Source organism: Caballeronia sp. INML1, from assembly GCF_023631085.1.
Classification (GTDB): Bacteria; Pseudomonadota; Gammaproteobacteria; order Burkholderiales; family Burkholderiaceae; genus Caballeronia; species Caballeronia turbans.
The window spans coordinates 42,274-55,513 of sequence record NZ_JALQDT010000048.1 but is presented as its reverse complement, the minus strand read 5'-3'; the positions used below and the strand labels follow the sequence as shown (position 1 = coordinate 55,513).

General features: G+C 62.2%; 11 protein-coding genes. 5 read left to right on the top strand and 6 right to left on the bottom strand.

Going from position 1 to position 13,240, the window contains the following annotated elements:
* Nucleotides 1-31: 31 nt before the first annotated feature.
* Both NCR38_RS14605 and NCR38_RS14600 read right to left on the bottom strand, forming a co-directional pair.
* Nucleotides 32-919 (bottom strand): polyprenyl synthetase family protein, encoded by an 888-nt coding sequence (locus tag NCR38_RS14605; RefSeq protein ID WP_061118306.1) that lies wholly within the window; start codon nt 917-919, stop codon nt 32-34.
* Nucleotides 916-1,251, bottom strand: coding sequence for an exodeoxyribonuclease VII small subunit (locus NCR38_RS14600; RefSeq protein ID WP_061118307.1), 336 nt, complete (start codon nt 1,249-1,251; stop codon nt 916-918). Before NCR38_RS14600 ends, NCR38_RS14605 begins: the two co-directional genes overlap by 4 nt.
* A gap of 311 nt (nt 1,252-1,562) precedes the next feature.
* On the opposite strand from NCR38_RS14600, the gene NCR38_RS14595 reads away from it, so the two are divergent.
* Together NCR38_RS14595 and NCR38_RS14590 are read left to right on the top strand one after the other, a co-directional pair.
* The gene (locus tag NCR38_RS14595) at nt 1,563-2,669 is read left to right on the top strand and encodes an aromatic ring-hydroxylating dioxygenase subunit alpha (protein ID WP_061118308.1); all 1,107 of its coding nucleotides are present in this window, start codon (nt 1,563-1,565) and stop codon (nt 2,667-2,669) included.
* 101 nt (nt 2,670-2,770) lie between these two features.
* Nucleotides 2,771-3,640, top strand: a complete 870-nt coding sequence (locus NCR38_RS14590) for a sulfurtransferase (RefSeq protein WP_061118309.1) — start codon at nt 2,771-2,773, stop codon at nt 3,638-3,640.
* Nucleotides 3,641-3,646: 6 nt separating this feature from the next.
* On the opposite strand, the gene NCR38_RS14585 is transcribed toward NCR38_RS14590, so the two are convergent.
* The 3 genes from NCR38_RS14585 to polA all read right to left on the bottom strand — a co-directional run bounded on the left by NCR38_RS14585 (nt 3,647) and on the right by polA (nt 8,981).
* Nucleotides 3,647-4,522 carry a dienelactone hydrolase family protein gene (locus NCR38_RS14585; protein ID WP_061118310.1) on the bottom strand — a complete coding sequence of 292 codons (876 nt, stop codon included), beginning with the start codon at nt 4,520-4,522 and terminating at the stop codon, nt 3,647-3,649.
* Nucleotides 4,523-4,714: 192 nt separating this feature from the next.
* A complete protein-coding gene (locus NCR38_RS14580) occupies nt 4,715-6,079 on the bottom strand; it encodes an NAD(P)/FAD-dependent oxidoreductase (protein WP_061118311.1) in 1,365 nt (454 codons plus the stop codon).
* Between the two features lie 163 nt (nt 6,080-6,242).
* Nucleotides 6,243-8,981 (bottom strand): DNA polymerase I, encoded by a 2,739-nt coding sequence (polA, locus tag NCR38_RS14575; RefSeq protein ID WP_061118312.1) that lies wholly within the window; start codon nt 8,979-8,981, stop codon nt 6,243-6,245.
* 1 nt (nt 8,982) lies between these two features.
* On the opposite strand from polA, the gene NCR38_RS14570 reads away from it, so the two are divergent.
* Complete coding sequence (locus tag NCR38_RS14570; protein ID WP_061118313.1) at nt 8,983-9,732, top strand: TIGR00730 family Rossman fold protein; 750 nt, start codon at nt 8,983-8,985, stop codon at nt 9,730-9,732.
* Nucleotides 9,733-10,058: 326 nt separating this feature from the next.
* Nucleotides 10,059-10,904 (top strand): hypothetical protein, encoded by an 846-nt coding sequence (locus NCR38_RS14565; protein WP_143756333.1) that lies wholly within the window; start codon nt 10,059-10,061, stop codon nt 10,902-10,904.
* A gap of 48 nt (nt 10,905-10,952) precedes the next feature.
* On the opposite strand, the gene NCR38_RS14560 is transcribed toward NCR38_RS14565, so the two are convergent.
* Nucleotides 10,953-12,479, bottom strand: a complete 1,527-nt coding sequence (locus tag NCR38_RS14560) for an AMP nucleosidase (protein ID WP_061118315.1) — start codon at nt 12,477-12,479, stop codon at nt 10,953-10,955.
* Between the two features lie 232 nt (nt 12,480-12,711).
* On the opposite strand from NCR38_RS14560, the gene NCR38_RS14555 reads away from it, so the two are divergent.
* Nucleotides 12,712-13,122, top strand: coding sequence for a hypothetical protein (locus NCR38_RS14555; protein ID WP_061118316.1), 411 nt, complete (start codon nt 12,712-12,714; stop codon nt 13,120-13,122).
* The last annotated feature ends 118 nt before the right edge of the window (nt 13,123-13,240 follow it).

Here is a 13,240-nt window from a genome sequence, read left to right as displayed (position 1 = left end):
TCGCGCCGTGGGGTTCGTCACGCGTTCAACATCAATTCACCCGGTTCACGACCAGGTCGGCAAGCTCGGCCAGGCGTTGGCCACGCGCGCCGAACGGCTGGATGGCGGCGTGCGCGTCGCGGCCGAGCTGCGCGGCCAGTTCGCGCGATGCATCGAGCCCGATGATCGACACGTAAGTCGGCTTGTCGTGCTGCGCATCTTTTCCGGCGGTCTTGCCGAGCGTGGCGGAATCGGCGGTGACGTCCAGGATGTCGTCGACGACCTGGAATGCGAGGCCGATCGCGGCGGCATAGTGGTCCAGCGAGGCGAGCGCGTCCGCGCCCGGATCCGTGCCCGCGAGCGCGCCCATGCGCACCGATGCGCGCAACAGCGCACCCGTTTTCTTGCGATGCATCGTCTCGAGCTCGGGGCGCGACAGCTTGCGACCGACGCTTTCGAGGTCGATCGCCTGGCCGCCCGCCATGCCGAGCGAACCGCTCGCGACGGCGAGCTCGCGCACCAGCGCGGCTTGCTGGCCATCGTCCAGACCATTGCGTTCGGCCGTCAACGCCACGAACGCCTGCGATTGCAGCGCGTCGCCGACGAGCAGTGCCGTCGCTTCGTCATATTGGATGTGTACCGTGGGCTTGCCCCGGCGCAGTGCGTCGTCGTCCATGGCGGGCATGTCGTCATGCACCAGCGAATAGACGTGAATCATCTCGAGCGCCGCGCTCGCCGCTTCCACGGCCGGCGCGCTCGCGCCGGTCAGTTCGCCCGCCGCGTGGACGAGGAGCGGTCTCACGCGCTTGCCGCCGCCCAATACCGCATAGCGCATGGCCTCATGCAGGCGCGCCGGCGCGATGTCCGTGTCCGGAAGATAGTGTTCGAGTGCCGTCTCGACGCGATCGAGCGTCGCGCGCATCCATTGTTCGAAGTTCATAGGTCGTCATCCCCGTTGTCGTTTGTCGCTCCGGCACCCTGGGTGGCGCGCTGTACCTCGGCGGGCAGCGGCTTGAGCGTCTCGCCATCGAGAACGCGTACCTGCTGCTCGACTTTTTCGAGCTGCTGTTGGCAAAAGCCCACAAGCGCCGCGCCGCGGCGATAAGCCGCAAGCGACTCCTCGAGACTCAGCGCGCCCTCTTCCATGCGCGCGACGAGCGATTCGAGTTCTGCCAGCGCCGCCTCGTAATTCTCCGGAAGCTGCGCGGCGTCCGCGCTTTGCGCGTCGGCGCCGGTATGCTCGCCTGTTTCCTGGACAGCGGTCTTCGCCATGAATCGTGGATGTGCAATTGAATTTTTGGAACCAAGTCGCACATTCTACGGCAAAAGACAAATTTTCGACCCGCATCCCGTCCGCGCGGAACGCCCAAGACTGCGTTGCGGGATTGTCCGCCGATCGTCGCGGACCGCGCCGTCCGCGCTCTTTTGCCTGGCGATCGCGAGGAACTCTCGCGACAATTTATACCCAAATCAAGACCTTAAGTACCCCAAGGAGGGGGATTTCGGTATAATCGCGGGCTCCCTAAATCGAATCTTCGATGGTTGGGTTGTTCACTGCTTTCACGTTTTCATCGGGAGTGGGAATGTCCAATCTGAGCAATGCATTGCAGCTGAATGCCATTCACAGTCAGCTGCCAGTCACGGCTTACTTTGACGAAGCGCTTCTTACGCGCGAAATCGACACACTTTTCAAGCAAGGTCCACGCTACATCGGGCACGAACTCATGGTTCCCGAAGCGGGAAACTATTTCGCGCTCCCCGGCGAGCGCGAAGGGCGCGTGCTCGTCCGTAATCAGCAGAACGATATCGAGCTGCTGTCGAACGTGTGCCGCCATCGCCAGGCGATCATGCTCAATGGCCGCGGCAGCGCGGACAACATCGTCTGCCCGCTGCATCGCTGGACCTACGATCTCAACGGGCAACTGCTCGGTGCGCCCCATTTCGCGGACAAGCCCTGCCTGAACCTCGGCAAGACTCCGCTGCAGAACTGGCAAGGCCTGCTTTTCGAATCGGAGGGCCGCAACGTCGCCGCGGATCTCGCGAGACTTGGCACGGCGCGTCATTTCGACTTTTCGGGCTTCATGTTCGATCACGTCGAAGTGCATGAGTGCAACTACAACTGGAAGACCTTCATCGAGGTCTATCTCGAGGACTATCACGTCGCGCCGTTCCATCCGGGACTCGGCAGCTTCGTGTCGTGCGACAACCTCGAGTGGGAATTCGGCGACTGGTACAGCGTCCAGACCGTCGGCGTCCACAAGAATCTGGAAAAGCCGGGCAGCCCGACATACCGCAAGTGGCACGACGAAGTACTGCGTTTCCGCAACGGCACGCCACCCGAGTTCGGCGCAATCTGGATGGTGTATTACCCCGGTCTGATGATCGAGTGGTATCCGCACGTCCTGGTCGTGTCGTGGCTGATTCCGCACGGCACGCAGAAGACGACGAACATCGTCGAGTTCTATTATCCCGAGGAAATCGCGCTCTTCGAGCGTGAGTTCATCGAGGCCGAACGTGCCGCCTATATGGAAACCGCGCGCGAGGACGACGAGATCGCCGAGCGCATGGACGCCGGCCGCCGCGCGCTGATGTCGCGCGGCGAGAACCAGGTCGGTCCGTATCAAAGCCCGATGGAATCCGGCATGCAGCACTTCCACGAGTTCCTGCGACATCAACTCGGGAGCATCTGAACGCGGTTCAGTCATCGAGAAAAGACGGGCTTTCGAGCCCGTTTTTTCTTTTAGACTATTGGCTCATCCCCGCATCAAAAAGCGCCGCTTCAGGAGCCGTCATGCCGCACACCCACTACACCACGCTCATCTCGGCTGCGAATCTCGCCGAACGGCTGGCCGCCGCGCCCGGCAGCATCCTCGTCTTCGATTGCCGCTTCGATCTCGCCGCACCCGAGTCGGGCGAAAAGGCCTACGCGCAAGGACATATTCCCGGCGCCCACTATCTCCATCTGGACCGCGATTTGTCCGGCGTCAAGACGGGCACGAACGGGCGTCATCCGCTGCCCGAACGCGCCGCGCTCGTCACGAAGCTCGCGAGCTTCGGCCTGAACGAGGGGCAGCAAGTGGTTGCATACGATGCGCAAGGCGGCATGTACGCCGCGCGTCTGTGGTGGCTGCTGCGCTGGCTCGGTCACGATTCCGTCGCGCTGCTCGACGGCGGCCTGCAAGCGTGGGAAGCCGCGGGCAATTCGCTCGACAGCGCCGTACCGGCGAAGTCTCAGGGCACGTTCAAGGCCGGCGCCCCGCTGCAGGTGACCATCGACGCGCAGGCGATCGAGCGCAGCATCGGCACGCGCGACCATCTGCTGATCGATGCCCGCGCCGCCGACCGCTATCGCGGCGAGAACGAGACGATCGATCCCGTCGGCGGGCATATCCCCGGCGCGCTCAATCACTTCTTCAAAAACAACCTGACAGCGGAAGGCCGCTTCAAAACCGCGCACGAACTGCGCGAAGCGTTCGGCTCGCTCGTCGGCACGACACCGGCGGACCGCATCGTGCTGCAATGCGGATCGGGCGTGACGGCGTGCCACAACGCGCTCGCGATGGAAATCGCGGGCCTGCACGGCGCGGCGCTATATCCCGGCTCATGGAGCGAGTGGAGCGCCGATCCGGGCCGCCCGGTCGCGACCGGGCCGAATCCCTGAACGTCGTTATCTGACGCCGTGCTCGCGGAACCACGCGAGCGCGCGCTTCCAGCTGTCTTCCGCATCGGCCTTGCGATAGCTCGGACGATAATCCGCGAAGAACGCATGCCCCGCGTCGTCGTAGACGACGAACTGCGAGTTCTTTGCGGGCGGCGGATCGTTGGCGAGCGCCTGTTTCATTTGCTCGATGGTGTCCTGCGGAATGCTCTGATCCTGCCGCCCATAAAGGCCGAGCACCGGCACCTTGAGTTCACTCGCGAGATCGAGCGGATTGTTCGGCGTCATCTCCGTCTTGTTGCCGACGAGCCGCCCGTAAAACGCGACCGCCGCCTTGAGATTCGGGTTGTGCTCCGCGTACAGCCATGAGTACCGCCCGCCCCAGCAGAACCCGATGACGCCCGTGCGCTTCGTATCGCCGCCGTGCTCGCCCGCCCATTTGATGGCCTGATCGATGTCGGAGATCACCTGCGAATCCGGCACTTTCGACACGACCTGCTCGTTTAGCTGCTGTATCGACGAATACGCCTTCGGATCGCCCTGACGCGTGAAAAACTCCGGCGCGATCGCGAGATAACCCTGCTTCGCGAAGCGCCGGCAGACGTCGGCGATATGCTCATGGACCCCGAAAATCTCGTGGATCACGATGATGACAGGCAGATGCGTCTTGCCCTTCGGTTGCGCGCGATACGCGGGCACGAGCGTGCCGTCCGCACCGCGTATGCCGATGGCGCCCGCTTCGAGCCCGTCGGAATCGGTATGAATGGTCTGGGCGGACACCGGCAGCACGGCGGCCGCGAAGCCGGTGCCGAAGGTCGCCTTGATGAAGGTGCGTCGATCGAACGGAACGTGCGGAACGAGGCTGTCGACTTCAGGGTCTAGCATGGAAAGCTCCCGCGGCGGAGCCGTCGCATCATGTTCGCGATCGAGTGCGACGGCGTGGATCCTCGGAACCGCGCGACGTGCTCGAGGCTGCACGCAGCGCGGCGCTGCACGACGAAGAACGCGCGCCGTGGATCGGGCGCGCCGCCCATTCTAAACAGCTTTGAACGAATGGCGCAGGCGTTCTATTCCGTGTCAGTGCAGCTTCACGCGCGGCGCGGTGGAGCGGCGCAGCCAGTGCGCGACCGTATCGAGCATCATGCGCGCATAGCCGTGCAGCGCGGCGATGTGCAGCCGGTAAAGCGACATGTACATGAAGCGCGCGAAAAGTCCTTCGATCAGCATGTTCCCGCCGATCAGCCCGCCCATCAGATTGCCGACGGCGCTGTAATGCCCGAGCGACACCAACGAGCCGAAATCGCGATATGTGTACTCGGGCAGCGGCTTGCCCTGCAACATCCGCTCGAACGATTTGAACAGAAAACTCGCCTGCTGATGCGCGGCCTGCGCGCGCGGTGGCACGTTGCGCTCGTTGCCGGGCCACGGACACGCGGCGCAATCGCCGAGCGCGAAGACGTGGTCGTCGGTTTCGGTTTGCAGCGTGCGGCGCACGACCAGCTGGCCGAGGCGGTTTGTCGGCAGACCCTCGAGACTGGCGAGGATCGCGGGCGCTTTGATGCCCGCCGCCCAGACCGTGAGATCCGCACGAATCGTCTTGCCGCTCGCCGTGCGGATCGCATCGCGCGACACCTGCGCGACCGTTTCGCCGGTCATGAGCTTCACGCCGAGCTTGGCGAGCAGTTCCGCCGTCGCGATGGACACGCGCTCCTGCAGCGCGGGCAGGATGCGCGGCCCGGCTTCGATCAGCACGATGCCGATATCGTGCTTCGGGTCGAGCTTGTGCAATCCGTATGCGGAAAGCACTTGCGCGGTATTGCGCAGTTCCGCCGACAATTCGACACCCGTCGCGCCGGCGCCGACGATCGCCACCTGGATGCGCGGCACCGGATCGACACCCGGCTCGTCCTCGCCGTTCTCCACGCCCGCCGCAACCGGTTCCGGCGCGAAGTGCTCCGCGCGCATGCAGGCCGCGATGAGGCGCTTGCGAAAAAGCTCCGCCTGACCGACCGTGTCGAGCGCGATCGAGTTCTGCTGCGCGCCTTCGACGCCGAAGAAATGCGTCGTGCTGCCGATCGCGATGACGAGCGTGTCGTACTCCAGCTCGCGCTCGGGCAGAAGCTCGCCGGCTTCTTCATCGCGTAACGCGCCGATCGTGATGCGCCTCGCCGCGCGATCCAGCCCGACGAGTTCGCCCTGCTGAAACTCGAAGCCGTGCCATAGCGCTTGCGCCGCGTATTCGAGTTCCTGCGTGAACGGGTCCATGCTCCCCGCCGCGACTTCGTGCAGGAGCGGCTTCCAGATATGCGTCGGATTGCGGTCGACGAGCGTGACTTGCGCTTTTGGCGGCGTCTTGCTATCCGTCGAGCCGAAACGGTCGCCGAGACGAGTTGCGAGTTCGAGGCCGCCAGCCCCTCCGCCGACGATAATGAAGCGATGCATGGAACTCTCCCTGTGCTTTTATATTGGATCGGCCTTCGTGCGTATCTTCCTCGATCGGCTCATTGTGCGTGAGCTTCAATGACAGTCACAAGCGCGTCACCAGCATGTCGGGCATATGCGACATCCGCCGCATATGCCTTGCGCAAAGAATTTCAGCGCGCGCTCAATGCGCTTCTTCCCAGTTGTTGCCGACACCGACTTCCGCCACCAGCGGCACCTTCAGCTTCGCGACGCCGCACATCAAATCAGGTAAGCGCTTCCTGACCTCGGGCAGCGCTTCCTCGGGCACTTCGAGCACGAGTTCATCGTGCACCTGCATGATCATCTTCGCGCCGATGCCCGAACTTTCGAGCCAGTCCTGCACCGCGATCATCGACAACTTGATGAGATCGGCGGCCGTGCCCTGCATCGGCGCGTTGATCGCGGCGCGTTCCGCCGCCTGACGGCGCGGCCCGCTGCCGCCGTTGATCTCGGGCAGCCACAGACGCCGGCCGAATACCGTCTCGACGAAGCCATTCGCCTTCGCGCTGATGCGTGTGTTCTCCATATACGCCGCCACGCCCGGATAACGCGCGAAATAGCGGTCGATATAAAGCTTGGCCGCATCGCGCGTGATGCCGAGATTCGACGCGAGCCCGAACGAGCTCATGCCGTAGATCAAACCGAAGTTGATGACTTTCGCGATGCGACGCTGATCGTTATCGACTTCGAGCGGCGTGACGCTGAACACTTCAGATGCTGTCGCGCGATGCACGTCCTCGCCTTCCTTGAACGCGCGCATCAGCGATTCATCGCCGGAAATATGCGCCATGATGCGCAGTTCGATTTGCGAGTAATCCGCCGACACGATCTTGCGGCCCGGCGGCGCGATGAACGCTTCACGAATGCGCCGCCCTTCGCCCGTGCGCACCGGGATGTTCTGCAAGTTCGGCTCGTTCGACGACAGGCGCCCTGTCACCGCGACGGCCTGCGCATAGTTCGTGTGCACGCGTCCCGTCGATGCATTCACCATGCGCGGCAGCTTGTCCGTATAGGTGGACTTGAGTTTCGACAGCCCGCGATGCTCGAGCAGCACCTTCGGCAACGGATAGTCTTCCGCCAGCTTTTGCAGCACTTCTTCATCGGTGGAAGGCGCGCCGCTCGGCGTCTTTTTCACGACCGGCAATTGCAGCTTCTCGAAGAAGATCTGGCCGATCTGCTTGGGCGAGCCGAGATTGAATTCGCCGCCCGCGAGTTCATAGGCTTGCGCCTGCAAATCGATTAGACGCTTGGCGATTTCGTTGCTCTGTTTATCGAGCCGTTCGCGATCGATCAGTACACCGTTACGTTCCATCTTGCGCAGCACGCGCGACGTCGGCATTTCGATGTCGCGATACACGTGCAACAGGCCTTCCTCCTGCGCCACTTGCGGGTAGAGCGCGTGATGCAGGCGCAACGTGATATCCGCGTCTTCGGCTGCATAGGCCGAGGCCTTGTCGAGCGGCACTTCGTCAAAACCGATCTGCGACGCGCCCTTGCCCGCGACGTCTTCGTACTTGATCGTCTTCACGCCGAGATGACGCAACGCGAGGTTGTCCATGTCGTGCGGCCGGTGCGACTCGAGCACATACGATTGCAGCAGCGTGTCGTGCTCGACGCCGCGCATTTCGATGCCGTAGTTGGCGAGCACCTGCTCGTCGTACTTCAGGTGCTGACCGACCTTTTTCTTCGATGCGTCTTCGAGCCAGGGCTTGAGCTTCGCGAGCACTTCATCGCGCGGCAACTGCTCGGGCGCATCCGGACCGCGATGCGCGACCGGTATGTAGGCCGCATGGCCGGGCTCGGTCGACACCGACATGCCGACGATCTGCGCGGTCATCGGATCGAGCGATGTGGTCTCGCTGTCGAAGGACGTGATCTCCGCTTCGTTGATGCGCTTGAACCAGGCGTCGAACTGCTCCCACGTCTGTACCGTCTCGTAGTGATGCACGATTTCGGTGACTTCCGCAGGCGGCGTATCGGTGGGGCCTTCGACCGCATCGGCGATGTCGATTTCGCGCAGCCACGTCTTGAAGCCATGACGCATGAACACGTCGCGCAGTTCGTCGCGCGACTCGGGACGCGTGACGAGCGTGCCGTCGATCGACTCGATCTGCGAAGTGAGGTCGCATTCCGTGTGCACGGTGACGAGCTTTCTCGCCATCGGCAGGAAGTCCAGAGCCTTGCGCAGATTGTCTCCTACCGCACCCTTGATCTCGCCGGCATGTTCTACGATGCCATCAAGGGTTTCGTATTGCGTGAGCCATTTGAGCGCTGTCTTGGGGCCACACTTCTCGACGCCCGGCACGTTATCGACGGTATCGCCGATGAGCGACAGATAGTCGACGATTCGCTCCGGCGGCACGCCGAACTTCGCGAGCACGCCGGCGCGGTCGAGCGTTTCGTTGGTCATCGTATTGATGAGGGTGACATGATCCGTCACGAGCTGAGCCAGATCCTTGTCGCCCGTCGACACGATCACCTTCATGCCGCGCTTCTCGGCAACGACTGCGAGCGTGCCGATGACGTCGTCGGCCTCGACGCCTTCGATCATGACGAGCGGCCAGCCGAGCGCGCGCACGGCGACGTGAATAGGCTCGATCTGTCTGGAGAGGTCTTCCGGCATGGAGGGCCGGTTGGCTTTGTATTCGGCGTACCAGTCGTCGCGGAAAGTCTTGCCTTTGGCATCAAATACGCACGCGCTATACTCTGCATTGATTTCGCGCCGCAAGCGCCGCAGCATGTTGATCATCCCATACAGAGCGCCGGTGGGCCCGCCGTCGGGGCCTCGCAAGTCCGGCATCGCATGGTAGGCCCGGTACAAGTAGCTAGAACCGTCGACCAATAGCAGGGTCTTACCTTCAAGACTTAGTTCTTCAGGCATTATGAACAAGAGAAAAGTGATTCCGAGTCTGCGATCACTCGCAGATCAAGAGCGCGCGACGGCCAAGAAGGCTCGCGCATCGTGGCAGATGTTCACGATTATGGCAGAGTTTATCGAGGCGACCGAGTACCTCTCGGAGATTCGCCCTGCCATCAGCATCTATGGTTCGGCGCGTCTGAAACCGGAGTCGCCGTACTATCAGCTCACGATCGAAATCGCGCAGAAATTCTCCGACGCGGGCTTCGCCGTCATATCGGGCGGCGGGCCGGGCATCATGGAAGCGGCCAATAAAGGCGCGCATGCGGGCAAGTCGCCTTCGGTGGGTCTGAATATCGAACTGCCGCACGAGCAATCGGGCAATCAGTGGCAGGATATCTCGCTGCGCTTCCGGCACTTCTTCACGCGCAAGGTGACGTTCGTGAAGAATTCGGATGCGGTCGTGGTGATGCCGGGCGGCTTCGGTACGCTGGATGAACTTGCCGAAGTGTTGACGCTGATTCAGACCAAGAAGTCGCGTCACGTGCCGATCGTGCTCGTCGGCGCGGAGTTCTGGGCCGGGCTGCTCGACTGGTTCAAGAACACGTTGCTTACCAACGGCGTGATCAGCCCGAAAGATCTCGATCTGATGCAGGTGATCGATGATCCGGATCAGGTGCTGGATGCCGTGTTGCGGTTCTATGAAGACCGCGAAGACTCGGTCGAGCAGCCGGCGGAAAGCAAGTCGGATGAGGATCGGATGTTTTATCTTTGACGCGGTAGCACCAACCGTGCGAAAGGCCGTGTGCGCACACGGCCTTTGAGCTTGAAATTGTTGTAGCGCGCTTCTCATATCCCGGCACCGCAATGCCGCGGCATCACACATTTCCACAAAATATAGTTATCCGAAATGTATCCTAGCGCCCCGCGCGGGCAGTTAGCCCTGCGTCTTGGCGCTCGCCATCGACACCCGCATACGACAACTGGCACCGGTCGATTTTTGCGTTTGTCGATAGCTTTCACTAATTAAATCTGGCTTTTCGAGATAGCGCCAATCGGAACGCCGTTGCCTTTGCCAGAAATGGCAAGCCCGGACCCAACATGAAACATTTGTCGAATCGACCATTGCGGCTAGCCGCCGCCGCAGCCATGGTCATCTCACTGCTCGCCGCCTGCGACCAATCGAAAAGCCCTTCGAATTCCGTACCAGCCTCCGCCCCCCAGGACGGCAGGATCGCGCTGCTCAAGGACATCTCCGGCGTATGGACTCCGACCGCGACTCCCGGCCTGACCACGATCTACTACGCGGATAATCGCTTGCAAATCCTTCAGGGCGACACGCCGCTGGCCGTCACCTTGGGCGACGTGGACCCCGGCGAGGGAACGGTCAACGTCAACACAGTGGCGCGCGGCAAGGAAGAGATTCTCACCATCCGCAAACAGTGGAACACCGACCACACCGCCTACAACCTGTCGATGACCGGCAGCGATGGTTACCAGGAGACACTTGGCTTCGTGCGTCGAGTCAGCAATGACGATATGAACAGGATCAGCAGGCTCACTGTGGCAAAGACGCCTGTGCCGCAGCCTTCGCAGCCCGTCGAAACATCGCCCGCTTCCACCGTTCCGAGCGATCGCGGCGTCATCGATATGTGGCTGGGCGGCATCGACATGAATCTGCGCTCGTGCCCCGGCTCGACGTGCGCGGCCGTCATCGTCGTGCCGAAAGATTCGAAAGTGAACGCCGACACGTCAACGATTCGCAACGTCACCGAGTCGTCGGGTGCGAATACGCCTTGGGTACGCGTCACTTACGAGGGGGCATACTGCACGCCGGCCGAACTGGACCAACAGACCGGCTGTACACCGTCTCACGGCACCGAAGCGCCTGTCACTGGCTGGATGAACTACAGCCGGCTGCTGGCGGCCCCGCGCGCGCAGCAATAAACGCTTGGCGGGCGGCATCTTGCGCCGCCCTCCTGTCATTAAGCGGCGTTACTGAAACGCCACCTCCGCGAAACTTCGCAACTTGCGGGAATGCAGCTTCGACAACCCGTTCTCGCGCAGCAATTCCATCGCTTTAACGCCGATCTGCAAGTGCTGATCCACTTGCGCTCGATAGAACTGATCGGCCATCCCGGGCAACTTCAGTTCGCCATGCAGCGGCTTGTCCGACACGCATAGCAACGTCCCGTACGGCACGCGAAAACGGAACCCGTTCGCCGCGATAGTCGCGCTTTCCATGTCGAGCGCCACCGCCCGGCTCTGCGACAGCCGACGCACCGGTTCGCGGTGATCACGCAATTCCCAGTTACGGTTATCGACGCTCGCGACCGTGCCCGTGCGCATCACGCGCTTCAGCTCGACGCCTTCGAGTTTCGTCACCTGCGCGACCGCGCGCTCCAGCGCAACCTGCACTTCCGCGAGCGCCGGCACCGGAACCCACAGCGGCAGATCGTCATCGAGGACGTGGTCTTCGCGCACATAACCGTGAGCAAGCACGTAATCGCCCAGACGCTGCGTGTTACGCAAACCCGCGCAGTGCCCGAGCATGATCCACGCGTGCGGCCGCAGCACGGCGATGTGATCCGTAATCGTCTTCGCGTTCGACGGCCCCACGCCGATGTTCACCATCGTGATGCCGCTGCCGTCCGCGCGCTTCAGGTGATACGCGGGCATCTGCGGCAGGCGCGCGGACGGCGTGCCTTCCTCGGGCTGTTCACCGAGATTCGCGTTGTACGTGACGACATCGCCCGGTTCGACGAACGACGAATACTCGCTGCGATACGCGCGCGTTTCCTCGTCGTCGGCGCGCGACATCATCGTCCGGCCGAGCTTCACGAACTCGTCGATATAAAACTGGTAGTTCGTGTACAGCACGTAATTCTGGAAGTGCGTGGGCGAAGTCGCCGTGTAGTGTCTCAGCCGATGCAGCGAGAAATCGACACGCGCCGCCGTGAAGAGCGCGAGCGGATGCGGCTCGCCCGGGCCCGGCTCGTACGTGCCGTTGACGATCCGATCGTCGAGCAGCGCGAGGTCGGGTGTATCGAAGATATTGCGCATCGCGAGCAGCCGGTCCCGATCGAGATCGCCTTCGAGATGAATGCCTTCGGCGAACGCGAAATGAATGGGAATGGGATGCGCGGACACGCCCACTTCGAGGCCCACGTGATGATTCTTCGTGAGCAGACGCAATTGCTCGCGATAGTAATCGCCGAAGAGATCGGGACGCGTGAGCGTCGTTTCATAGATGCCAGGACCCGCCACGAAGCCGTACGAGCGCCGCGAATCTATCTGCGTATTCAGTTCAGTACGCACGCGCACGAACGGATAGCACGCGCGGACGCGATGCGTGAAGTGCTCGTTGCGGCGATAGCGCGCGAAGGCGTCGCGCAGGAACGCGGTATTCGCTTCATAGATCGCGGAAAGGCGCGTGACGGCCGCGGCGGGATCCTCGAAGGATTCGGTCGGAAAATCGTTGGCGGGTGTGCCTTGCGTGCTCTGGGTCCGGTCGTTTGTCATGATCTTGTGTCTTTCTTCAAATGCCCTCGTAGTGAATCGACATTAACACGGAAGAATGCGCGAACCATGAAGTCCGTCTGCATGTGAGTGCGTGCGATCACACCTCGCAACACCTTTTTGGTTCGTGGAGTCAAATTTCGCGAAACCAGCGCAAAATAAGGCGTTGGCCCAGCGTGGATCACTGAGTCGGCAACCGTTTTGTTAGAATCCGGCCATCGCCTGGAGAACCATCATGAAGCCGCACCTTTGCGCCGCCGCCGCGGCAGTCCTCGCCGCAGCAAGCTTCTGCGCATTCGCGCAGCCGGCGCAGCAAGCCGCAAACGCGGCACCTCAACCGGCGACCCAGAAAATGTCGCCGGAAGAAGCCGCGGGCCTTCCCGATCTCAAATCCATCAATCGTCCGCCCGCGAATGTCAGCTCGAAAGTCGAGATTTCGCCGCCGCGCACGCCGAGTTATCACGAACTGAGCACCAACGGCACCGAAATCACCGAATTTCGTGACAAGGGCAAACCCGTCGAAATCGATGTGCATTCGAATTTCGGCACGCGCTACCAGATGAGCGCCCCGGCCGACACTTCGCCGCAAGTGCGTGACAACGGCAAGGCGAGCACGCGCCTGCCCTCGATCAACCTGCGTTACTGATCCCGTATCGCTCCCGGACCCGCTCCAGCCGGGCGGGTCGCGGCACCGTGGCTCCTCGCGCGGCGCCACCGTTCACAGGCCACTTCCTGGCCGTCCAACCTGACCGACGTTTTCCTGC